Genomic DNA, 22393 nt, shown 5'->3' on the forward strand with positions numbered 1-22393 from the left:
TCTGTGCAAACCCGGCGGACGCTTTGCGCTAAGCCAGAGCTAGTGCCAGCGGCATCAAGTTGATCAATTTTTAACCACTTTTTATTTTAATGGATACCTGCGTGACCCAACGTCCAAATGCTTTGCCACCGCTGGCAGCATTAACTACGCCAACCTTGACCTGGAACGAGGGAGCCCCCCACGCAACAGCGTTTGATGACGTCTATTTCACCCGTGGCGATGGGCGCGCAGAGACCGAGCATGTATTCCTGGGTGCCAACCAGCTCCCCGAACGCTTCGCCGCCTGGGAAGCCGCTCGGCCCTTTGTGATTGGTGAAACCGGCTTTGGCACTGGTCTTAATATGCTCTGCGCCTGGGCTTGTTTTGAGCAGCATGCGCCTGCCAATGCACGCTTGCACCTGTTATCCACAGAGAAATTTCCCCTTGCGCTTGAAGCACTTGAACAGGCGTTGAGTGCTTGGCCTTCGTTAGCGAATTATGCACAGGTGCTATGTGCCCAGTGGCCCGCTGCCGTTAGCGGCATTCATCGCCTGCACCTAACCGAGCGTGTGACGCTGGACCTACATTTCGGTGATACCACGGAACGCTTGATGCTGCTGGATGGCCAAGTCGACGCCTGGTTTTTAGACGGTTTTGCGCCTTCCAAAAACCCCGATATGTGGCAACCGGAACTGTTTAATGCCATGGCCGCGCGTTCTCGCCCCGGCGCCACCTTCGCCACGTTTACCTGTGCAGGCGTTGTCAAACGGGGCTTGAAAGCAGCGGGCTTTAGCTGGAAAAAGGTGCCGGGGTACGGCCGCAAGCGTGAAATGCTCGCCGGTAGCATCGAAACGCCACCAGCGGACCAACGCCGCCAGCCCACCCCCTGGTATACGCCGCCGCCTGCCGCGCCGGCTAAGCACGTTGCAGTCATCGGCGCCGGGCTTGCGGGCAGTACGGTTGCGGCAGCGCTGGCGCGGCGCGGCATTCAGGTAACGGTGGTGGAGCGCGAAGCCCCTGGCGCGGGCGGCTCGGGTAACCGTCAAGGGGCGCTGTATGTAAAGCTCGCCGCTGAAACCAACCACCAGAGCCGTGTTTATCTTGCCGGTTTGCTGTATAGCCAGCGCTGGCTTACACAGCAGACCCCCGCCACAGCACCCTCATCCCCTATCCCCTTGTGGCAACCCTGCGGCGTGGTTCAGCTAGCAAGTAGCGATAAAGAGGCGCGGCGTCAGCAGCGCTTTATGGAACAGCACCCGCTGCCCCGCGAAGTAGTGTCTGCAGTAGAAAAATCCGTGTTAACCGATACGGCAGCTATCTCGATAAATGCCCCTCATGGGCTGTTTTACCCGCAGGCGGGGTGGGTGCGGCCTAAGGCGCTATGCGAGCATTTGCTTAACCAGCCAGGCATTACTTTGCAACAGGGTGATGTTACCTCCCTTACCCACAAAGCGACCGGTTGGCGGCTTCAGTTGGCCGATGGCAGTGCGCTCGACGCGGATCAAGTTGTAATCGCCAGCGCCCATCAGGCCAATCGTTTTGCACAAACGGTGGAGCTGCCGCTGCAATCGGTGCGCGGCCAGATTAGCGAGGTAACGTTACCCGATAAGGTAACGGGACCTAGCCGCGTTGTGTGTGCCGGTGGTTATGTCGCCCCTGCGCTGGATGGCGTATTGACCTTTGGTGCTAGCTTTGTGCCCAATAATGCGAGCACCGATGTGACGGATGACGACCACCAGCGCAATATTGATGAGCTGCGCCTAACGCTGCCTGCGTTGGTCGAAGCGTTAGAACAGGCGGGCAACCCACTTAGCCCTGACAACCTTGGAGGACGCGCGGCGGTGCGCGCAGCCAGCCCCGACAAGACGCCTTATGCGGGGCCAGTACCTGTAGCCGAAGCGTGGCGAGCCGACTATTCGCTACTGAGTAAAGATGCCACCCGCGTCCCGAATAAGCGTGGCGAGCACTACTCAGGCCTATGGATATCGACGGCCCATGGTTCGCGGGGGTTGGCGAGCACACCGCTGTGTGCCGAGGTGATTGCATCACGCATGTGTGATGAACCAATGCCACTGGAAGCACCGCTGGCCGATCACCTTCACCCAGGGCGGCGCATTATTAGCGCGATTATTCGCACTCAATAATCGCCTTCTTCCTCGTCATCGGCGATATCACGGCCAAACGAACGCCACTGCGCTATGGTCATGACCTCGGTCATCTCTAGCTCGAGATCATGGGCGATGATCAGCTCATTACGCTCCAACTGCTTTTTCAGCTCGGCTACCCAGCCGTGCATGCCTTCGCCCGTGGTATCAGTGGTGTCGTAACCCTGGCGGGTCACAAACGCCTCTAGCAAGGCATTGAGGGTTTCCGGGGGTAGCATTCTTGCGGGCACTTCAATAAAACGGCTCATCCACGCTGCTCCCACTCTACCAAACGATCAATAAAGGTGGCTTCGTCCACCACTTCCACGCCCATCTGCTCTGCCTTGGAGAGCTTACTGCCAGCGGCTTCGCCTGCCACCAGACACGTGGTCTTTTTCGATACGCTGCCCGCTACCTTCGCCCCCAGTGCCTGCAGCCGCGCCTTGCCTTCATCACGCGTCATACTCTCAAGCGAACCGGTGAGCACCCAGGTTTGGCCTTCCAGCGGCGTGGGGCCTTGGGTGACTGCCGCTTCCTGCCAGGTAATACCAGCTTCTAGCAGGGCAGCGATGGTTTCTTGGTTGTGTGGCTGACGGAAGAAGGTATGCACATGGACAGCGACAACCGGCCCGACATCGTTGACGGCTTCTAGCGCCACTAGCTCAGCTGTTTGAATGGCTTCCAGGGTACCGAAGTGACTGGCCAGATTGGCGGCAGTCGCTTCGCCCACTTCACGGATACCCAGCGCATAAATAAACCGCGCCAGGGTTGTTGATTTAGCTTTTTGTATTGCATTGACCAAATTCGTGGCAGATTTCTCGCCCATGCGCGGCAGGCTTTGTAGCTGCTCTACGCTCAAGTGAAACAAATCAGCCGGGGTTTTCACCCAGTCCAAATCGACCAACTGAAAAATCAGTTTTACCCCTAGCCCGTCAATATCCAGCGCCTTGCGGCTAGCGAAGTGTTTTAGCGCCTCTTTACGCTGTGCCGCACAGTAAAGACCGCCGGAGCAGCGTGCCACCGCTTCGCCGTTGATGCGCTCAATATCCGAACCGCATACCGGGCAGTGCTCGGGAAAAACAATGGCCTTGGCATCCGCTGGCCGCTGCTCCACGTGCACCCTAACGACCTGGGGGATAACATCGCCAGCCCGACGGATCGATACCGTATCACCAATCATCACGTCTAAGCGGGTGATTTCATCGGCATTGTGTAGCGTAGCATTGGACACAGTGACACCTGCCACAGTGACCGGCTCAAGGCGCGCCACAGGGGTAATCGCGCCGGTACGGCCGACCTGGAACTCGACATCGTTAAGGGTAGTGACCTCTTCCTGAGCAGGATACTTAAACGCCACCGCCCAACGCGGCGCACGGGCCACAAAGCCTAGTTCACGCTGGTAACGGAGATCATTGACCTTAATCACCACGCCGTCGATGTCGAATCCTAATGCGTCGCGTTTTTCGCCTAGCTGCTCACAATAATCAGCAACCGCCTCGGGGCCTTTGACGACCTTCAACTCAGCGCTGGCACGAAACCCCAGCGTCGATAATCGCGCCATTAGCTCGCTATGGGTGGTATCGCCAAGCTCAGGTTGCAAACGTGCAACTTGGTAGCTATGGAACTCCAATGGACGCTTCGCGGTGATGCGCGGATCTAGTTGACGCAGACTACCAGCCGCCGCATTGCGCGGGTTGGCAAATACCTTGCTGCCGTCTTCCCGAGCGCGCTCGTTCAGCGCCTCAAAGCCTGCATGGCGCATTATGACCTCGCCACGTACTTCCAACAGTTCAGGTACGTTTTTGCCCATCAGTTTTAACGGCACTGAACGCAGCGTGCGCAGGTTTGAAGTAATGCCTTCGCCGGTACGCCCATCTCCGCGCGTCGCCCCGCTCACCAATAAGCCCTGCTCATAGACCAGCGAGACAGCCGCGCCATCCAGCTTGGGTTCGCAGGTAAACTCCACTTCTTCGGCGGCGCATTCCAGACGCTCGGCCACTCGCTCGGCAAAGGCATGGATGTCTTCGCGGCTAAAGGCATTATCCAACGACAACATAGGGATAGCATGCACCACTGGCGGAAAGCCATCCGCTGGGGCGGCACCTACACGTTGCGTAGGCGAATCACTCGTGACCAGCTCAGGGTGTTGTGTTTCCAACTGCTGTAAGCGCTGCAGCTTACGATCGTAGTCGGCATCCGTCAGCGTGGGGTCATCCAGTACATAGTAACGGTAGTTTGCTTCATCCAGGGCGGCCCGCAGTTGGGTAATCTCTTCCAGAGGTTGAGAATCAGGCTGACTCATTAGACTAGGTTCCAGTACACGGCAGCGAAAACGCAAAACCTGGGAAATATGAAAAGGAGCGAATTACAAAACGTTAGCGTATTGAACAGAAACACCCGCCTTCTGGCAAGAAGGCGGGTGTATAACGGCAGGCATCCCTTACCGGACGACGATTAGCGGGCTTGCATGTGACGCTGTAAACGGTGACGACGTTCAAATTCACGTACACGCTGGCGGGCAAATTCAATCGTTTGTGCGGTCATTACACTGCGGTTTTCATCTTTCAGCTCGCCGCCCATATGACGTACCACCACCATGGCGGTTTCTACCATGGCTTCAAAAGCAACGGAGCTATCAATTGCCCCAGGCAGCGGCATTAACAGGGTGATGCCTGGCGTCATAAACTCACCCATCTTTTCAATGGGGAAAGTGCCAGGCTTAACCACGTTCAACATCGAGAACTGCAGCTCGCTATCATCGCTCTCAGTTTCAAAACGGTGGAAAACACCCATCGCGCTACTGTAACGCAACCCGCACACCATCATTAGATCAAGCAACTTGGTGCCATCGAAACCTTCTGGGTCTCGGGAGAGAACGCTAATCACCACGACTTCTTCGGCATTGCTCAATGTTTCTTTGGCGTGTTCACCGTTCACATCGTGGCGCAAGGCTTTTTCTATGGTCGGGTGTACGCGGACTCGCTCATCAACCTCACGCTCATCGGCAACTTCGCTGTTATAATCGTCAGCTTCAAAGCGTTCTTCAACATTATCTTCAAAACCATCTTCATGGGCTGTATACGCATTACTTTCGTAGCGACGCGCTTCTTCGTCAGCGGCACGCTGCTGAGCCGCTAACCTATCTGCGGCAGCTGCACTGGCCGCGGCTTCTTCACGGGCTTGCGCCTGTTCTTGAGCAAGGCGGACACGCTCTGCCTCAGCAGCTTCTTTTGCTTCGCGGCGCTGTTCAGCTTCTAGCGCTTTACGCTCAGCTTTCTGTTTAGCTAATTCCTTATCTCGCACCGCTTTCTCAGCCTTTTTACGCTGTTTTTCTTTGCGGCGCTCGATCAAACGGCGCTTAAGTGAGCGCCCCATTCCTTCAAAATCAACTAAGCGATATTCATCGACTTCATCATCATCCAGCTCATCGTATTCACCTACCGTATCGGAACGCAATTGGCGTCGTTTAGGTGAATGCTCATTGGCATGTTTGGCAAATACGGCATCTTCAGGCTCGGCACGTAACACAGGCTCTGGTCCTTGCTCATGTTGAGACCATTCCGCTGTTTCAAGCTCTTTATCGCTGGCAGCGATGGAAAGTGAATCAGGCGTCGCTGGCTCATTTGCTTGTACGCCTGGTTCAGTAACCGAGGGATTAGGTGCTGCGGCAGGATAATCTGACGGCTCGCCATCATGCTGAGCACTAGTTGTTGCCCGGGCCTGCGGGATATCAGCATTTGACGCGTTGGACGGCGCGTTAGACATAGAAATACTGGGTTCCCGGCGCTCATGCTCAGTCGGCATAGAGGGAGTAGAAGATGAAGTAGCCGTAGCAACCGGCTGCGGCGTTTTTATCGTATTGGATGGCTGAGGTTTTGCAACTGATGCTGCTTTTTCTACTCTATCCGCTTTACGTTTGGCTGCTTTGGCTGATGCCGAACGCCTAAACTCAGAGAGCACCCTGGAGGGGCCGGGATGCTCTTGACGTTCTAACTTCGGCTTATTGCCTAAGCCACTATAGTCAGCGGGCTTAATAACGCGAGCTCCACCATTGGGAAGTTCCCAATTAATCTCTGCAGCTTTAGCCGCCTCTTCGGGATCTTCGGAACTTTCCAGCGGATTGCCTGAAAGGTCTTTATCCGCTTGGTCTAGACGGGGTACACGACGCTGACGTTGAAGCCTACGCGCACCGTCAATAACGATAAGCGATACCAACGCCAACCCTAAAATGATTAGCCACTCTCTTAATTCCATGTCGAACATTCCATGGTCATCTTGCCGGTTGCTAAGGCACCATGCCTGAATTTGGGTAACTGCTAGTTAATAAGTACTTGTCACCAAGCATAGCGCGATTGCTATGAAAATGGCCAATTTTTGCTGTATTTAACGCAATTTTCACGTCACGGCAAAGTGTTGACACCGTTTAAGGCAAAAAATTTCGATCTTAATTCAATAAAAAGTGCCGCAAACATTTTGTTTAACATTTATAAACAAATTTATAAAGGAATCCTAGTCGAAAGAGAAGCCGTTTTGACAATTTCCCCCTCCCAAACCATAACCTGCTTATAAAATGCTTAGCCATCTCAAGCGCACAATAAGGGGTAATATAGTTAAGTTATAAACTTTAGGGTATTTTTTTACGCTTTCAGCCAACTATTAATCGCTCTTTGTTAACCGCTTGGACGTTGATCCGACACTCGCATCCAAAAGTTTTCGGCGGCAACGCTTAATGGGGCTATTGGCCGTACAAGATGGATTTGCACAGCAATATCCCATTGCTCATCCAGTGCTCGCACTAATCGCCCATCGCTAAACTCCTGCTCTGCAAGGCTTTTCGGCAGCCAGGCAACGCCTTTACCTTCTAGGGCCATCGACATCAGCACGGCGGCCAAGTGGCTACTAAACTGCGGTTTAAGCGCTAACACCTCGCTATTACCGTATAAACGATGAGCTACAATCCGCCCCAACCCCGATGCTTCGGTATAGGCTAAATAGGGTAGTTGATTAGTTGCGTTATGACCGTCTACCGAGCTTCCCATCAATGCGATGAGGGTGTCATTACCGACTTGCTGACTGTCAAAATGCTCCTTGGCCAGTGGCGATGGTACGTCGGGATGGCGATGGCAAAGCAAAAAGGGAACCTCTCCTTGCAACAGCAGCTGCTCGCAGCCAAGCATGCTGTCTGAGTGGAGCTGAATGGCCTCAATCGGCGCTCCGCTTTCAACCTGACGAATCCAACGCGGAAAAAAAGTAAAGGAGAGCGAATGGGTGGCGGCGAATTGCAGGGTTTTCGCTGCTTTACCTGCCACCTCCTGGGCTTCCGCGCGCAGCCGATAAAGGCGGCTTGTCGCTTCGAAGGCACGGGTATGAATATGGGCGCCAGCTTCGGTGAGCGTGGTGCCTTGGGGCGTGCGCACAAACAGGCTGACACCCATCCACTGTTCAAGCGAGCGAATGCGTCGGCTAAACGCAGGCTGGGTAATATGGCGTGCTTCGGCGGCGCGCACAAAGCTGCCGTGTTCTGCCAAAGCGATAAAATCTTCGAGCCAAACAAGCTCCATGGGCAATGCCGTTTCAGCATGGGGTGGCGCAGTAATAGCATTGGTAGCGCCGAATTGTCACGCTTAATGTGGTGCCATCACCCTTTAAGGAGCACAGCATGCGCATCGTTGAAATCCGCGAAAAAACCGTTTCCATCGCCTCGCCCATTGCCAACGCTTATATCGACTTTTCCAAGATGACCTGTTCGGTGGTGGCGGTCATCACCGATGTTATTCGCGACGGTAAGCCTGTGATTGGTTACGGGTTTAACTCCAATGGCCGCTATGGTCAGGGCGCCTTGATGCGTGACCGTTTTCTTGACCGTATCTGCGAGGCCGACCCGGAAAGCCTGATTGATCAGGCCAATGACAACCTGGACCCCTTTGCTATCTGGAAAGCCTTAATGGCCAACGAAAAGCCCGGCGGCCACGGAGAACGCTCCGTGGCGGTAGGCACAATCGACATGGCCATTTGGGACGCAGTCGCCAAAATTGAGGGCAAGCCACTTTATCGGCTGCTGGCTGATCGTTACCGTAACGGGCAGGCAGACGATAACGTTTGGGTCTACGCAGCGGGTGGCTATTACTACCCAGGCAAGGATCACAGCAAACTGCAGGATGAGATGCGAAGCTATCTGGATCGCGGCTATAACGTGGTCAAAATGAAGATTGGCGCCGCACCGCTAGAAGAGGACTTACGCCGCATCGAAGCCGTTATTAAAGTAGTCGGTGATGGCAGCCGGTTAGCCGTGGATGCCAATGGCCGTTTTGACCAAGCCACCGCTATCGCCTACGCCGAAGCGCTCAAGCCTTATAACCTGTTCTGGTACGAAGAGGCTGGCGACCCGCTCGACTACGCCCTGCAGGCGGAGCTTGCCAACCACTATGAGCTGCCCATGGCGACTGGCGAGAACCTATTCTCGCATCAGGATGCACGCAACTTGCTTCGCCATGGCGGTATGCGGCCCGACCGCGACTACGTGCAGTTTGACTGCGCACTCTCCTATGGTTTGGTGGAGTATATGCGAACGCTGCAGGTCATGGATGAGCTTGGCTGGTCTTCGCGCCGTGTGGTTCCCCATGGCGGCCACCAGATGTCGCTGAATATCGCCGCAGGCTTACAGCTAGGCGGCAACGAATCCTACCCGGACGTTTTCCAGCCGTTTGGTGGTTTTGCAGATGGTATTCAGGTGGAGAATGGCTATGTAGGCTTGCCAGACATTCCCGGTGTAGGTTTTGAAGCGAAGTCTAAACTTTATGCCGTCATGCGCGCGCTTGGTGAAAGTTAAGTGTGAATGCTGAACGTGAAAGTTAAGAGTGAGATTTGGGAGCGAAGGCGCTTAATCGACCAGCGCCGCCGCTTCTTCAATACCTACCGAGACTAACCGTGAAACGCCGGGTTCTTGCATGGTGACCCCCATCAGGCGCTCGGCGGCTTCCATGGCGATCTTGTTGTGGGTGATATAGATGAACTGAACGTTCTCGGACATCTCTTTCACCAGCTTGGCGTAACGTCCCACATTGGCGTCGTCTAGCGGGGCATCTACTTCGTCCAACATACAGAACGGCGCGGGATTGAGCTGAAAAATAGCGAATACCAGCGATAGTGCGGTAAGCGCCTTTTCACCGCCCGAAAGCAGATGAATGGTGCTGTTCTTCTTGCCCGGTGGACGGGCCATAATCGCCACGCCGGTTTCCAGCAGATCATCCCCGGTCAACGTTAGCCATGCCGCGCCGCCACCAAACACACGGGGAAACAGCGCTTGCAGCCCAGCATTGACCTGATCAAAGGTTTCGCGGAAGCGCACCCGGGTTTCCTGATCGATACGCTTAATCGCCCGCTCAAGGGTTTCCAGTGCTTCCGTGAGTTCAGCGTGCTGGGCTTCTAAATAGTTGCGCCGTTCGGCCTGTCGGTCGTACTCCTCAATGGCGGCCAGGTTAATCGCCCCCAAGCGGCGAATCTTGTCCGTGGTGCTTTCCAGGCGCTCCTGCCAACGGGTTTCCGTCGCTTCCTGCGGCAATTGTTCGGCGAGGGTCTCGACGTTATGGCCAAGCTCCGTTAGCTGCTCATCCTGGGTGGCTGCTTTAAGTGCCAGCGCCTGCACATCCATACGCCGCTGCTGGAGCTGCTCGCGGCTCTGCTCAAGATTGCGCTCGTGTTGCTGGCGAGCCAGTTCGTCATTACGCAGTTGCTCTGCCAGCGCCTGGGCCTGCTGGCGCGTCGCATTCAAGCGCCCTTCCTGCTGCTCACGCTGGTGGAGTAATTCTTCGAGTTCTTCCCCCGCCAGCTCGTCGGGCTCGACCAGCATTTCCCGCGCTTCTTCCAGTTCAGCAATACGCAGCGAGAGGCGCTCCTCAACGTCACTGGAGCGCGCCTGCTGGGAACGGAGGCTATCGCGCTCGGCACTTAAGCGTTCGCGTTCTAATGCCAACGCCTGCTGCTGAGCTTTGAGTGGGGCGTGCTGTCGCGTCAACTGGTCACGCGCCTCACGCTGTCGGTTACGCTGCTCGGCATTGGTTTCCCGCGCTTGCGCCGCGCTCTCCAGTTGCTCCATGGCCAAATGCCAGCGGGCACGCTGCTCATCAAGAGTAAGCGCTAACTCTGCTTCATCCTCTTGCAGCTGGGCAAGCTCTTCATCCAACTCCGTGGCGCGGCTTTCCAAGTGCTCCAAACGTTGCGCCAGGCTGCGCTCTTTAACCGCTATCTGCTGCAGGCTGGCGGCATGAGTGCGCTCTTGCTCAGCCTGCTGTTCGCGCTCCTGCTCCAGGGTTTCGATGGCTTCGCTAGCGACGTCGCACTGCTCCTCGGCCAGCGCCAACGCTTCTTCTTCACGTTCGCGCTGTGTAGTCAACTCGGCGTAACGGCGGCGTGTCAGCAGTAGCCCGTCGATGCCCTCACCGTTGGCCTGCTGCTGTAGCCAACCGCGCCCCAGCCATACGCCCTCCTGGCTGACCACACTTTCGCCGGGGGCGAGGTGGGCCACCTTTGCCTCCGCTTCTGCTGTCGTTTGTGTGTAGTGAATGCTTGCTAACCACTCGCCCAGTGCACCGGCACCTTTGACGAGGCTATCCAGCCGCTGCCCAGACGCCGAGGCGGCTGGTGGCGTTTTATCAATCAAGCGCCAGTCGGTGGCTAAGGCCTCAGGCAAGACTGCCAACTGTTGGGGGGTGACAAGCCGCGCATTGAGCCAGGGGGCGAGTAGCCAGGAAGTAAGCGCTTCCCAACCGGGCTCGACCTGTAGTACTTCACCGAGTTGCGGTGCTTCTGTCAGTCCGTGCGCTTCAAGTGTCGTGCCGAGCGCTGGGTCGTGGTCTGCCAATGCAGCGTCGATTAGCGCTTGCAGTGAGGCCAACTCCCCTTGACGCTGGCTGAGTTCAGCGCGCTGCTGATCGCGGGACTGGGTAGCCTGCTGGTAGGCCGCTTTGGCGTCGCTATAGCGCTGCTGCCACTGATCGCGCTGGGTTTGAAAGCTTTCCGCCTGCTGCTGGGCAGCGGCTAACTGCTCTTCACACACGCTATGCTCTTCGCGCAGCCCAGTAAGATCGGAGACCTCACTGCGTTGCTGGCGGCGGCGCTGATTTTCCGCCTGCAGGCGCTGGATACGCTGTTCAAGGTCACGCAGTTGATCCTGGGAACGGTCCGCATCGCGGCTGGCATCCCGCCAGCGGGTTTCGGCATCGCTCCACTGCTGCTCGGCGGCTTCTAGCGCCGGGGATGCATCGGCAAGCGCCTGCTCCAGGCTTTCTAGCTGCTCCTCTAACGCTTCGTGCTCGGGGAGCAGGTCGTCAAAGCGCTCATCAATGGCGGCTAAACGTGCCTGATCGCCTTCGCTCACCCGGCGCTGCTCGTCCAGGTCACGCCGGGCGGTGGCGATATCGCTGGCCAACTGCGTTTCACGGCTACGGCGGTGGGCTTGATCCTGCTCTAAGCGGGCAATGCGCGTGGTCGTTTCAAAGAACTGTTGCTGGTGGCGATCCAATACTTCCGAAAGTTCGTCGTGCTGCTCGCGGGCTTGTTCCAAGCGGGTTTCGCACTGGCGCACCCCAAAGACGTCTTTTTCTACCGCTATTTCCAATTCACGAACGCGGCTCTCCTGGTGCGATTGTTCTGCGCGCAGGGTACGGCCGCGCAACAGCGCCAGCTCGCCCTTGAGTCGGTACTCTTGCTCTTTAAGCTCTTGGTAGCGCTTGGCGGCTTCGGCCTGGCGCTTGAGGCGCTCTAGCTGTTTATCCAACTCTTCACGAATATCGTCCAGGCGCTCCAGGTTCTCCTGGGTGCGCCGCATGCGATTTTCGGTTTCCCGGCGGCGCTCTTTATACTTGGAGATACCCGCGGCTTCTTCCAAGGTCGAACGCAGATCGTCAGGGCGGGCTTCGATCAACCGCGAGATCATACCCTGGCCGATAATGGCGTAGGAGCGCGGGCCTAGCCCGGTACCCATAAACAGATCGGCGATGTCCCGGCGGCGGCACTTTTGGCCGTTGAAGAAGTAGTTGGACTGCCCGTCGCGAGTGACTAAACGCCTAACGGCTATTTCGGCATATTGCGCGTAAACACCGCCCATGCCGCCGTCGCGGTTATCGAACTTGAGCTCGATGGAAGCTTGGCTGATGGGTTTCCGGCCGGTGGAACCGTTAAAAATAACGTCGGCCATGGATTCGCCGCGCAGGGTTTTAGCGGAGGACTCCCCCATCACCCAACGCACGGCGTCAATAATATTGGATTTACCGCAGCCGTTGGGCCCCACAATGGCGGTCATATTGCCATCGAAAGGCACCGTCACAGGGTCTACAAATGACTTGAACCCGACTAAGCGTATCGAGGTTAAACGCATATTGGCGTCACGCTTCGCGGCGTCAAAACAGGGCGGTTCAAAACGCGGCTACTCAAAGACACGGTTAATCACCACCTCGGCGGCTTCATCGTCTGAGATTGGCCCTACGCTGACGCTTTCCAGATCGCCAAATAGATCGCCCGGCTGGGGCATGGCTTCACCGGTGGGCGAAACGCGAACCACTAAACGGGCTTCCTGCACCTGGGAAATTTTTGCCTGGGGCGACATCGCTGCGCTGTCATCCAGTACCACAGTCATGGGCAGCTCGGACACCTGGGCCCGAACGACCGCCAGGGGCGGTAATTCGCCTTCGGTATCACGCGCGGTGATAAAGACGCTGGCATCATCGTCTACACGCTCGGCCAGCGCTTCATCCAACGAGACGCGCACCCGAACACCGTTGCCTTCGGCGACGGTCTCTTCAGGTTCAATACCCATGCGCTGTTGAGCCACTTGAATACCATCACGCAGCGAAGACACGGTGTTGGGATCTTCAATGTTGGCGATTGCCCGGCGCCAGTGGTCAATCGCCTGCTCGTAATCGCCGTCATCAAAGGCGTGAATACCTAACAAACCCAGTACAGTGGGCTGGCGAGGATCCTGCTCCAAGGTTTCATCAACCAGCGCCTGCACCTCGTCGGTAAGTTCACGCTCGGCCATGAAGAAGCGAATTTGTGCTAACTGCGCGAGCAGCGGAGGGATACGCCCTTCAATCTCAATCAAACGTTCCAGCGCCGCCGCGGCCTTGGGCATCTGGCCGGTTTCGCGGTAGACCGGAAACAGCGCACTCCATACATTGGGATTATCTGGCTGCCGTTCGGCCTGCTCTTCCATGCGCTCAATATACATGGAAAGCGACCCTTCCGGGTCGTTCTGAACCTCTTGCTGAACTGCCAGCAGCACGAGGTCACCCTCCGCGCCCTGCTGCTGGTACCAAATGACGCTGACCGCGACCATTGCAACCATGACTAATGGCACCACAAGGCGACCGGCGCTGGCTGGCTTCAAAGGGCGCCGTTCGAGCACGGCGGTATCTTCCAGCAGGCTACGTTCAAGCTCTAGGCGGTCTTCTTCAAAGCGCGTGGGATCGATATCACCGCGTTCACGTGCTGCCTCTAGCGACGCCAGACGACGCTTAAAAATCGCTACGTTCTGCTCGGCAGAGGTGTCGTTAGCTTCAAAGGCGTACTGCTGATCGTCCAACGACTTAGCTTTCCTAAGCGGCGACACCAGCAGCCATAGCGCTGGAAGTAGTAAAATAGCAATTGCGACCCAAAGTAGCGTCATGAGGCCCCCTTACGGTTAGTCAGCGCTTCTATACGCTGGCGCTCTTCGGCACTCAGCGCTTTGGCCGAGGCGTTGCGGCGTGCGCGAACCATCAACACGATAATGACCGCGCCTAGCAGTACCAGGGCGATGGGTAACCCCCAGAGCAAATAGGTACGGCTCTCTAAACGGGGGTTATAGAGAATATATTCACCAAACCGTTGCACCATATGATTGATAATCTCGGTATCCGACTGGCCATCTTGCAGTAGCTGGTAAACACGCTCGCGCATATCCCCTGAAATAGGAGCGTCGGAATCGTCAATCGCCTGGTTTTCACACAGCGGGCAGCGCATGGAGGCGGTTAAGTCGTGATAGCGCTTTTCCTTGACCGGGTCATCAAATTCGCGCAGTTCTATCCCGCCCGCCACTGCACCAAACGCTATTAACAGCAACAAGAATGCGGTGATGTTACGTATCAACGCCATTTTTCCACCTCCGGCAGTATCCGTTCGCGCACATCTTCCGGCGAGACATAGCCTTTATGGTGGTAGCGAATCACGCCGTCGGCATCGACCAAAAAGGTTTCGGGGGCCCCATAAACCCCGAGATCAAACCCTAGCTCGCCTTCTGGATCAAAAATATTGACTTCAAACGGGTCGCCAAATTCGCTGAGAAACTGCAGGCCCTTCTCGCGGGTATCACGGTAGTTAACCCCGACCATACGGATATCGCGGTCAGCCAGCTCCAGCAGCTGTGGCATCTCCTGCTTGCACGCGGGGCACCATTCGCCCCAAACGTTCACCAGGGTCACTTCACCTTCTAATAGTGTTTGGTCGACCCGGCGGTTCTCATCGCGCAGTGTGGTGGCTTCAAAGGCGGGGAACTCCCGCGCCATCAACGCTGAGTCGCGCTGGGAGGGATCCAGCGCTAAGCCTTGGTAGAAAAATAGTGCCAAGCCTAAAAAGCTTATCGGCAGCAATAACAGCAGTAGCCGACGCTTCATACGGTGGCCTCCTGGGCAGTATCGCCTCTGCTGGCCACTTTTGGCGCTTCGCGGCTTACCGCAGCACGGCGGTAGCGCTTATCGAGCACTGCCAGCACACCGCCAAACGCCATCAGCAACGCACCCAGCCATAGCCAACGCACAAAGGGTTTGTATTGAACTCGCATTGCCCAGCTGCCATCGCCAAGATCCTCTCCCATGGCCACATAGAGATCGCGAAACAGCCCTGGTCGCAGAGCAACCTGGGTCATCGGCATGCCGGTCGCCAAGTAGAGGCGCTTTTCAGGTCGCATGGTAAAGCTACGGCCCGACTCGCCGCGCTGAACCTGAAGGATCGCCGTATCCGCTAGGAAATTAGGTCCGCGACGTTCGGTCAGTTCGTTCATAGTGAACTGATAACCCGCTACTTCTACCGTCGTACCCGGCGACATGCGCACATTGCGCTCGATATTGTAATTAGACACCACAGTGACGCCGACGATGGTGACAGCCACACCCACATGACCTAGTACCATGCCCCAGTAAGCCAACGAGAGTTTGCGTACGCCGGCGACAAACGAGCTGGCGTGGCGGGTCTTATCGAATACATCACGCACCATCGGCAGCACAATCCATAATGCCAAGACAATGCCTAACGAAACGAACAGGTTCCACTCGCCGCGATACAGCAGCGGCATCAGCACGCCCAGCACTAGGGCGGCACCACCCGCCAGCCATAGCTTACGGACAAGGTCGCGCATCGCCATACCTTTCCAACGGGTGACGGAACCGAGCCCCATAAAGATACACATCACCACGGTGAGCGGCACAAACAAGGCATTAAAATAGGGCGGGCCTACGCTGATTTTTCCCAAACCCAAGGAATCCAGAATCAGTGGGTAGACAGTACCGAGCAGTACGGTGACGGTCATAATCACCAGAAAGATATTATTGACCAGCAGCAGCGCATCGCGGGAGAGCCAGTTAAAGCCAACCTTATGGCTCACCCGTGGGGCGCGCAGCGCAAATACTATGAGCGACAACGTCACCGTAATCGCCAGCAACATCAGAATAAAGAACCCGCGAGCTGGGTCGTTGGCAAACGCATGCACCGAGGTAAGCACGCCCGAGCGGACCAGGAAGGTTCCCATCAGTGATAGCGAAAAGGTCGAAATCGCCAGCAGCACGGTCCAGCTCTTAAACGAGCCACGCTTTTCCGTTACCGCCAGTGAGTGAACCAAAGCGGTGCCCGTTAACCAGGGCAGCAGCGATGCGTTTTCGACCGGATCCCAGAACCACCAGCCGCCCCAACCAAGCTCGTAATAGGCCCACCAGCTGCCCAGCGCGATACCCACGGTTAAAAACGCCCAGGCCAGATTCGTCCAAGGCCTAGCCCAGCGGGTCCAGGCGGCGTCTAAACGTCCTCCCATCAGTGCCGCAATGGCAAATGCAAAAACGATAGAAAAGCCGACGTACCCCATGTAAAGCATTGGCGGATGAACCACCAGCCCAAAGTCCTGCAGCAGCGGATTAAGGTCAGCGCCATCCTGGGGCATATTGGGCAATAGCCGCTCGAAAGGATTGGAGGTGATCAGAATAAACAGTAAAAAGCCTGTGCAGACCAAGCCCATCACACCCATGACTCGGGCGACCATATCCCGCGGCAAATTGCCGGTGAACAGGCTAGCCACAAACCCCCAGCCTGCCAGCATAAAACTCCATAGCAGCACGGAGCCTTCATGGTTGCCCCACACTGCGCTGAATTTGTAGTACCAGGGCAGCAATGAGTTAGAGTTATTGGCCACGTTCGCCACGCTGAAGTCGTCGAGCATATAGCTGGCGGTTAAACAGGCGTAGGCAATGGCTATAAACACAAACTGCCCAACCGCCATCGGCTGGCCGTAAGCCATCCACAAAGGACGGCGGGTCGCTGCGCCCGCCAGCGGCATCACCGCCTGCACCATCGCCATGAGTAGCGCAATAATTAACGCGAAGTGGCCAATTTCAGGGATCAGTTTGATGAACATGTGTACTCCGCATGAGGCTGAGTTGCCAACCCTGGTGTTGCATTAACTAGTATTCGCTTGCCTCGGGGACGCCTTCTTCGTCTAGGCGTTTACCTACTTCGGCAGCTTTGGCCTGATAATCGGCAGGCGAATAACCCGCCTCCTCCAGCGCCTGGGCGACTTCAGGAGGCATATAATTCTCATCGTGGCGCGCAAGGACTTTATCGGCATACAAACGCCCATCGGCCTGAAGCTCACCCACCACTACCACGCCTTGGCCTTCGCGAAACAGGTCCGGCAGAATTCCGCTATAGTAGACCTCCAGGTCATCGACGTAGTCGGTCACGGTAAATTCTACGTCCAGGCTGTCGGGATCTCTTGAAACCGAGCCCTCTTTTACCATGCCGCCTGCACGAATTTGCCTCTCCATCGGCGCATCACCCTGGGCGATCTGTACCGGGCTAAAGAACAGATTAATGTTTGCACGCAGCGCATACAGAGTGAGCCCCACGGCAATCGCCGCCAGCGACACCAGGCCTAGGATGACAAAGAGTTTCTGTTTACGTTTTGGTGTCATTGGGCGCTCCCCCTCGTACCGTTTTGCCGCCTTACACGGCGTTTTAAGCCCTTGAGCAGTTGACGCTGTTCAGCACGTGCATGCCATACGGTGGCGAGCAACAGTAGCGCCGTAACGCCCCACGCAGACCACACATAAGGGGCGTGGCCACCCATAGCGAGAAATTCGGAAAAAGAGCCAAATGCCATTAGTGCGCCTCCTTCGCCCGGGTGCTGACCAGTTCCTGCACCCAGTGTTTGTTAGCCTCGCGACGCAAGATCTCGCTACGTGTACGCATTAGCGTTAACGCGATAAAAAAGCTGTAGAAACCCAGCACCATGATGACCAGGGGCAGCCACATTTCAGTGGGCATCGCCGGGCGCGAGGTCAATGTAAATGAAGCCGGCTGGTGCAGGGTGTACCACCAGTCCACGGAGTATTTGATGATGGGAATATTGATCACCCCCACCATGGCCAGCACTGAGGCCGCCCTCGAAGCACTGTCCCGGCTGTTAAATGCACCACGCAGGGCAATCACCCCTAGATACAAGAAAAGCAGAATTAACATGGAAGTCAGCCGCGCATCCCACATCCACCAGGTTCCCCAGGTCGGCATACCCCACACCGCACCGGAAAACAGCGCGATAAAGGTCATCGCGGCTCCCAGCGGGGCCATGACCGCCGCGGCCATATCGGCGACTTTAATTTTCCAAACCATGAAAACCAAGCCGGACACCGCCATGGCGATAAAGATGGACTGGGCTAAAAAAGCCGCCGGCACATGGACATAAATGATCCGGAAGCTATTGCCCTGTTGGTAATCCGCCGGGGCAAACGCCAGCCCCCACATCGACCCGGTGATAATCAGCAGCCCCGCCGCCGCCCAAAACCAAGGTTGTAGTTTGGCGCTAATACTATAGAACCACTTGGGTGATCCTAGCTTATGAATAAAGGCCCACATAGCGAGTCCTGTCCTTAACCGTTAATACTGATACGCAGCGATGCAGCAATCGCCCACGGCGCTAACATCAGCGCGGCGGCGAGAAGCGCGCCCAAAATAGCCAAGTGCGCTAAAACACCGTCGCCGAAAATAGCCGCTTGCACCGCACCGGCGCCAAAAATCAGTACCGGGATATACAATGGCAATACCAATAACGAAAGCAGCACGCCGCCCCGCGCCAAGCCGACAGTTAATGCCGCGCCAATCGCGCCAATCAAACTCAGGCTGGCCGTGCCCAGCGCCAATGACAGCGCCAACACGGCGTAACTACCCGCCGGCAGTGCCAGCATAATGCCTAACAGGGGGGCCATCAGCGCTAAAGGCAACCCCGTTAGCAGCCAGTGCACGGCCACCTTTGCCAGACTCAGCGCAGCCAACGGCTGCGGCGCCAGCAACAGCTGTTCAAGGCTTCCGTCGTCATAATCGCTGCGAAACAGGCTGTCTAACGACAGCAACGCAGCCAATAAAGCTGCCACCCACAATAATCCCGGCGCAATAACCGCCAATAACTCTGGGTCGGGTGAAATAGCGATCGGAAACAGGGTGATCACCAACGCAAAAAACACCAGCGGATTGAGCACTTCTCCACGGCGCCTTAACAACAACGTTAAGTCACGCACTAACGTAGCCTTCACGGCAACCATCAACCCACCCCTGTGATCGAGCAGGGGCATTGCCGGTACCTGTTGGGCAGTGCTTGGGCCGTGCACAGAAGTAATGGAAGAACCCTGTAACGTTCTATGTGGAGTACCCTGTGAAGAGCTATGCAATCTTGACTCCTTCTACCCCAGCGCTATCCGCCTCAGCAATGGTGAAGCGGTTAACTCGTGGTGTGTCGTTACTAACACGCAGCCACCGGCCTGAGCGTGGGCAACAAGCTGCCTTTCTAGATCAGCGACGCCGTGACGATCTATGGCGGTAAAAGGTTCATCCAGTACCCATAGTGCCCTTGGCGTTAACGTTAAGCGCGCCAGGGCCACACGACGTTGTTGGCCTGCCGAGAGTTGCCCTGCGGGCACATCTTCAAAGCCCGCTAACCCAACACGTTCAAGGGCTTCTAAGCGCTGATCTTCATCACCGTTCTCCCCGCTTAACGCCTGATACCAGGCTAAATTTTCTAACGGGGAAAGCCCTGATTTAATGCCTGGGGCGTGTCCTAAATAGAGCAAATTAGCGAGAAAATGTTCACGCGCCTCGCTCATCAAATTGTCGTTCCAGAAGAGCTCACCCTGATAGTCACTGAGTTGCCCGGAGAGGATTTTGAGCAGAGTGGTTTTACCGCTGCCATTAGGACCTTCAATGCGCACTATTTCTCCGCTGCGAATATCAAGATCCAGCCCATTGAACAGCCAGCGGTCATCACGTTCACAGGCCAGCTGTCGGGCTTGAAGGCACAGGCTCAAGGGACTCTCCAGACACATTGATTTCGCGTCGAACTCTACACGGAAAGCCCCTTTCTCGCTACTCAGTCTATGCGGCGCTGGGTCGCAGCATGATCTCCGTCAATGATCGTTAAGACGAATTAATGCTAGCACTGTATGCAAAAACAGGCTTATACTAAAACCACTGTATGAAAAGACATGTTCTGGCGAGCTCAGCACTGGAGATTTATCAATGACGATATCGATGGCAGTACCCACCGCGACCTTCGGCCATAGACAACCAGCACCGCGGGCTTTCGCCATGGCACCAAGCGTGACTCGACGCAATACCTATGCATTAAAAGTGCGTGGTAACGCACTGTGTGATTGCAACTTATTCGATGGCGATGTCATTATTATCCGGCGTTATCAACATGATGCCCAGACAGAAACCGCCGTTGCTGAAATCAATCAGCAAAAAATAGCCTTGAGGCAGCTCTCTATCAGCCGCTTTGGGGTAGAGTTATGGCCTGAAGATGTTTTGCAGCCCGCGCTATTTTTGCATAACCGTGATATTCAGGTGCTCGGGATGGTGATGGGTGTTGAACCTCACCCAAGCGCTTGCCTGAAAAGTAAGCCTACTATCACGGAGCATTAATGCGCTACCGGGTTCCGGCACTCCCCCCTTCGTCCTGGCATACGACTGACACCGAAGTAGAAAAGAGCCACTTCATAACTTGGGTCTGCCACGCGTCGGACATCAGCGCGTTCACCGTCATGTTGAACGCCGCGAAAACCGCACATCCCAATGCTAGCCACCACTGCACTGCTTATATTGCCGGACCACCCGGCGAACAGAATTTGATTGGCTTCTCTGATGATGGCGAGCCAGGCGGCACCGCCGGACGACCAATGTACCAAGTACTGCAGGGTAGCCAACTGGGACATATTGGCTGTGTGGTGATCCGCTATTTTGGTGGCACGAAATTGGGTACCGGAGGCTTAGCCCGTGCCTATGCCCAAGCGGTTAGCCATGCGCTTGAGACACTGCCTACTCAAGAAGTCATAGAGCGTGACACCTATACCTTACGTCTTAGCTTTGCCAACGAAGCGATTGCCCGCACCTGGTGTGAAGAACACGACATCCCTATTGAACAAGCCGACTACGACGGCGATGGCGTCCGCCTGATTATTGGCTGGCCACGTGACTGCCCGCTTGATCTTTCCCTGCTGGAAAACCGCGTGAAGAACGTGATCGATGCCCACGCTGGCTAGCACCTTCCTGCATAAAAAAACGCGACGTACCGAAAGTGTCAGTATGTCGCGCTCTATAGGTCACTCTTAAAAACTCGTTTTAAAGCCAGTTTTTACATTTGTTTTGAACGGTTAACCCAAGTATTTAATCATTACCCCGGCCGCTACCGCCGAGCCGATAACACCCGCTACGTTGGGCCCCATGGCATGCATCAGCAGGAAGTTGTGCGGGTTCGATTCCAGCCCGACCTTGTTGGCCACTCGGGCGGCCATGGGTACCGCCGATACGCCTGCGGCACCAATGAGGGGGTTAATCGGCATTTTACTGACGAGGTTCATTAGCTTCGCCATTAATACCCCGGCGGCCGTGCCGATTCCAAAGGCGACTATGCCTAAGCCTAGTATCCCCAGCGTTTCAAATGTCAGGAAGCTATCGGCCATTAACTTAGAGCCGACAGACAGCCCCAGAATAATGGTGACAATATTGATCAGGGAATTCTGCGCGGTATCCGATAAGCGCTCGACCACGCCGCATTCGCGCATCAAATTACCGAAACAGAACATGCCGAGTAGCGGGGCGGCATCGGGCAGAAACAGTGCGACCAGAATCAACAGCATCAGCGGGAAAACAACCTTTTCCAGCTTGGAGACTGGCCGCAGCTGCGTCATCTTTATTTGTCGTTCTTTATCGGTGGTCAGCAGACGCATAATTGGCGGCTGAATTAGCGGCACCAATGCCATATAGGCGTAGGCAGCTACGGCAATGGCGCCCAGTAGCTCGGGTGCCAGCACGCTGGAGACGTAGATAGACGTCGGACCATCTGCACCGCCGATAATACCAATGGCGGCCGCCTGATTGAGCGAGAAGTCCATGATACCCATCGATGTAAGCACCACGGCGCCAAACAGCGTGGCAAAAATACCAAACTGGGCGGCAGCGCCTAGGAACAGCGTTCGTGGGTTGGCCAGCAGCGGGCCAAAATCTGTCATCGCGCCCACGCCCATAAAGATAATCAGCGGGGCGATGCCCGAACCGATCGCGACTTTGTAGAAGTTGTACAGCATGCCATCGCTGTAACCAACGCCCACGGCGATATCCCGCGCGGCACGCACCTGATCCGGCGCGGCGCCGCCATGAGCAATCGCATGCAGCGACTCTCGCCAGGCTTCCGCGTTAGCCAGCGGATCGAGGGTGGCGCCCAGCGCTGCCGCCATCTGCTGTAACACGGCGGGCTTTGCCACCTCGATCGCTTGGTCGAGTGCGGAGATAGCCAAGCCAGCCTCGGGGATGTTGGCGAGAATGCCGCCAAAGCCAATCGGCACTAGCAACAGCGGCTCAAACTTTTTATAAATGGCCAGATAGAGCAGTAGCAGCCCTACCAGAATCATGGTCGCCTGGCCAAGCTCAAGGTTATACAGCCCAGAGCCTTCCCATAACGTGACTAATTTATCCATTACCGGATGCCC

Annotated in this window: 19 protein-coding genes; 4 read left to right on the forward strand and 15 right to left on the reverse strand. The window is 56.1% G+C overall.

What is annotated here, in order from left to right; genetic code table 11:
- Positions 1-101: 101 nt before the first annotated feature.
- Complete coding sequence (gene mnmC / locus ACUVOF_RS02970) at positions 102-2123, forward strand: bifunctional tRNA (5-methylaminomethyl-2-thiouridine)(34)-methyltransferase MnmD/FAD-dependent 5-carboxymethylaminomethyl-2-thiouridine(34) oxidoreductase MnmC (protein ID WP_447042949.1); 2022 nt, start codon at positions 102-104, stop codon at positions 2121-2123.
- On the opposite strand, the gene ACUVOF_RS02975 is transcribed toward mnmC, so the two are convergent.
- The 4 genes from ACUVOF_RS02975 to ACUVOF_RS02990 all read right to left on the reverse strand — a co-directional run bounded on the left by ACUVOF_RS02975 (position 2117) and on the right by ACUVOF_RS02990 (position 7684).
- The gene (locus ACUVOF_RS02975; RefSeq protein ID WP_447042950.1) at positions 2117-2392 is read right to left on the reverse strand and encodes a YheU family protein; all 276 of its coding nucleotides are present in this window, start codon (positions 2390-2392) and stop codon (positions 2117-2119) included. The genes mnmC and ACUVOF_RS02975 overlap by 7 nt on opposite strands.
- Complete coding sequence (gene ligA / locus ACUVOF_RS02980) at positions 2389-4425, reverse strand: NAD-dependent DNA ligase LigA (RefSeq protein ID WP_447042951.1); 2037 nt, start codon at positions 4423-4425, stop codon at positions 2389-2391. Before ligA ends, ACUVOF_RS02975 begins: the two co-directional genes overlap by 4 nt.
- 152 nt (positions 4426-4577) lie before the next feature.
- Positions 4578-6377, reverse strand: coding sequence for a cell division protein ZipA (zipA, locus tag ACUVOF_RS02985; RefSeq protein ID WP_447042952.1), 1800 nt, complete (start codon positions 6375-6377; stop codon positions 4578-4580).
- A 416-nt stretch (positions 6378-6793) separates the two neighbouring features.
- Positions 6794-7684, reverse strand: a complete 891-nt coding sequence (locus tag ACUVOF_RS02990) for a LysR family transcriptional regulator (RefSeq protein ID WP_447042953.1) — start codon at positions 7682-7684, stop codon at positions 6794-6796.
- Positions 7685-7782: 98 nt separating this feature from the next.
- On the opposite strand from ACUVOF_RS02990, the gene ACUVOF_RS02995 reads away from it, so the two are divergent.
- Positions 7783-8952, forward strand: coding sequence for a mandelate racemase/muconate lactonizing enzyme family protein (locus ACUVOF_RS02995; protein WP_447042954.1), 1170 nt, complete (start codon positions 7783-7785; stop codon positions 8950-8952).
- Positions 8953-9003: 51 nt separating this feature from the next.
- Here the strand turns inward: ACUVOF_RS02995 and smc are convergent, their stop codons facing one another.
- From smc to ccmA, 10 genes are all read right to left on the reverse strand, one after another.
- On the reverse strand, positions 9004-12498 hold the full coding sequence (smc, locus tag ACUVOF_RS03000; protein WP_447042955.1) for a chromosome segregation protein SMC: 3495 nt from the start codon (positions 12496-12498) through the stop codon (positions 9004-9006).
- 48 nt (positions 12499-12546) lie between these two features.
- Positions 12547-13785 (reverse strand): c-type cytochrome biogenesis protein CcmI, encoded by a 1239-nt coding sequence (gene ccmI, locus ACUVOF_RS03005; RefSeq protein WP_447042956.1) that lies wholly within the window; start codon positions 13783-13785, stop codon positions 12547-12549.
- Complete coding sequence (locus ACUVOF_RS03010; RefSeq protein WP_113268694.1) at positions 13782-14252, reverse strand: cytochrome c-type biogenesis protein; 471 nt, start codon at positions 14250-14252, stop codon at positions 13782-13784. The genes ccmI and ACUVOF_RS03010 overlap by 4 nt, the downstream gene beginning before the upstream one ends.
- Positions 14243-14770, reverse strand: coding sequence for a DsbE family thiol:disulfide interchange protein (locus ACUVOF_RS03015; protein ID WP_447042957.1), 528 nt, complete (start codon positions 14768-14770; stop codon positions 14243-14245). Before ACUVOF_RS03015 ends, ACUVOF_RS03010 begins: the two co-directional genes overlap by 10 nt.
- Positions 14767-16776 carry a heme lyase CcmF/NrfE family subunit gene (locus ACUVOF_RS03020; protein ID WP_447042958.1) on the reverse strand — a complete coding sequence of 670 codons (2010 nt, stop codon included), beginning with the start codon at positions 16774-16776 and terminating at the stop codon, positions 14767-14769. The genes ACUVOF_RS03015 and ACUVOF_RS03020 overlap by 4 nt, the downstream gene beginning before the upstream one ends.
- A 46-nt stretch (positions 16777-16822) precedes the next feature.
- Positions 16823-17332 (reverse strand): cytochrome c maturation protein CcmE, encoded by a 510-nt coding sequence (ccmE, locus tag ACUVOF_RS03025; RefSeq protein WP_447042959.1) that lies wholly within the window; start codon positions 17330-17332, stop codon positions 16823-16825.
- A complete protein-coding gene (ccmD, locus tag ACUVOF_RS03030; RefSeq protein ID WP_447042960.1) occupies positions 17329-17520 on the reverse strand; it encodes a heme exporter protein CcmD in 192 nt (63 codons plus the stop codon). The genes ccmE and ccmD overlap by 4 nt, the downstream gene beginning before the upstream one ends.
- Positions 17520-18272, reverse strand: a complete 753-nt coding sequence (locus ACUVOF_RS03035; protein ID WP_447042961.1) for a heme ABC transporter permease — start codon at positions 18270-18272, stop codon at positions 17520-17522. The genes ccmD and ACUVOF_RS03035 overlap by 1 nt, the downstream gene beginning before the upstream one ends.
- 14 nt (positions 18273-18286) lie before the next feature.
- Positions 18287-18985: a heme exporter protein CcmB gene (gene ccmB, locus ACUVOF_RS03040; RefSeq protein ID WP_447043225.1), complete on the reverse strand. Its 699-nt coding sequence runs from the start codon at positions 18983-18985 to the stop codon at positions 18287-18289.
- Between the two features lie 108 nt (positions 18986-19093).
- Positions 19094-19714, reverse strand: a complete 621-nt coding sequence (gene ccmA / locus ACUVOF_RS03045; RefSeq protein ID WP_447042962.1) for a cytochrome c biogenesis heme-transporting ATPase CcmA — start codon at positions 19712-19714, stop codon at positions 19094-19096.
- 211 nt (positions 19715-19925) lie between these two features.
- Here ccmA and ACUVOF_RS03050 point away from each other — a divergent pair, with 211 nt between their 5' ends.
- Together ACUVOF_RS03050 and ACUVOF_RS03055 are read left to right on the forward strand one after the other, a co-directional pair.
- Positions 19926-20330 carry a LexA family protein gene (locus tag ACUVOF_RS03050; RefSeq protein ID WP_447042963.1) on the forward strand — a complete coding sequence of 135 codons (405 nt, stop codon included), beginning with the start codon at positions 19926-19928 and terminating at the stop codon, positions 20328-20330.
- On the forward strand, positions 20330-20947 hold the full coding sequence (locus tag ACUVOF_RS03055) for an IMPACT family protein (RefSeq protein WP_447042964.1): 618 nt from the start codon (positions 20330-20332) through the stop codon (positions 20945-20947). Before ACUVOF_RS03050 ends, ACUVOF_RS03055 begins: the two co-directional genes overlap by 1 nt.
- Before the next feature lie 111 nt (positions 20948-21058).
- Here ACUVOF_RS03055 and ACUVOF_RS03060 read toward each other — a convergent pair whose 3' ends face one another.
- The gene (locus tag ACUVOF_RS03060; RefSeq protein ID WP_447042965.1) at positions 21059-22381 is read right to left on the reverse strand and encodes a sodium ion-translocating decarboxylase subunit beta; all 1323 of its coding nucleotides are present in this window, start codon (positions 22379-22381) and stop codon (positions 21059-21061) included.
- Positions 22382-22393: the final 12 nt, after the last annotated feature.

It is taken from the genome of Vreelandella sp. H-I2, from assembly GCF_052959335.1.

Excerpts from the sequence above, each read along its gene's own strand:
- ACUVOF_RS02975 (WP_447042950.1), bottom strand. The coding sequence starts at position 2,392 with ATGAGCCGTTTTATTGAAGTGCCCGCAAGAATGCTACCCCCGGAAACC.
- ligA (WP_447042951.1), bottom strand. The coding sequence starts at position 4,425 with ATGAGTCAGCCTGATTCTCAACCTCTGGAAGAGATTACCCAACTGCGG.
- zipA (WP_447042952.1), bottom strand. The coding sequence starts at position 6,377 with ATGGAATTAAGAGAGTGGCTAATCATTTTAGGGTTGGCGTTGGTATCG.
- ACUVOF_RS02990 (WP_447042953.1), bottom strand. The coding sequence starts at position 7,684 with ATGGAGCTTGTTTGGCTCGAAGATTTTATCGCTTTGGCAGAACACGGC.
- ACUVOF_RS02995 (WP_447042954.1), top strand. The coding sequence starts at position 7,783 with ATGCGCATCGTTGAAATCCGCGAAAAAACCGTTTCCATCGCCTCGCCC.
- smc (WP_447042955.1), bottom strand. The coding sequence starts at position 12,498 with ATGCGTTTAACCTCGATACGCTTAGTCGGGTTCAAGTCATTTGTAGAC.
- ccmI (WP_447042956.1), bottom strand. The coding sequence starts at position 13,785 with ATGACGCTACTTTGGGTCGCAATTGCTATTTTACTACTTCCAGCGCTA.
- ACUVOF_RS03010 (WP_113268694.1), bottom strand. The coding sequence starts at position 14,252 with ATGGCGTTGATACGTAACATCACCGCATTCTTGTTGCTGTTAATAGCG.
- ACUVOF_RS03015 (WP_447042957.1), bottom strand. The coding sequence starts at position 14,770 with ATGAAGCGTCGGCTACTGCTGTTATTGCTGCCGATAAGCTTTTTAGGC.
- ACUVOF_RS03020 (WP_447042958.1), bottom strand. The coding sequence starts at position 16,776 with ATGTTCATCAAACTGATCCCTGAAATTGGCCACTTCGCGTTAATTATT.
- ccmE (WP_447042959.1), bottom strand. The coding sequence starts at position 17,332 with ATGACACCAAAACGTAAACAGAAACTCTTTGTCATCCTAGGCCTGGTG.
- ccmD (WP_447042960.1), bottom strand. The coding sequence starts at position 17,520 with ATGGCATTTGGCTCTTTTTCCGAATTTCTCGCTATGGGTGGCCACGCC.
- ACUVOF_RS03035 (WP_447042961.1), bottom strand. The coding sequence starts at position 18,272 with ATGTGGGCCTTTATTCATAAGCTAGGATCACCCAAGTGGTTCTATAGT.
- ccmB (WP_447043225.1), bottom strand. The coding sequence starts at position 18,985 with ATGCCCCTGCTCGATCACAGGGGTGGGTTGATGGTTGCCGTGAAGGCT.
- ACUVOF_RS03050 (WP_447042963.1), top strand. The coding sequence starts at position 19,926 with ATGACGATATCGATGGCAGTACCCACCGCGACCTTCGGCCATAGACAA.
- ACUVOF_RS03055 (WP_447042964.1), top strand. The coding sequence starts at position 20,330 with ATGCGCTACCGGGTTCCGGCACTCCCCCCTTCGTCCTGGCATACGACT.
- ACUVOF_RS03060 (WP_447042965.1), bottom strand. The coding sequence starts at position 22,381 with ATGGATAAATTAGTCACGTTATGGGAAGGCTCTGGGCTGTATAACCTT.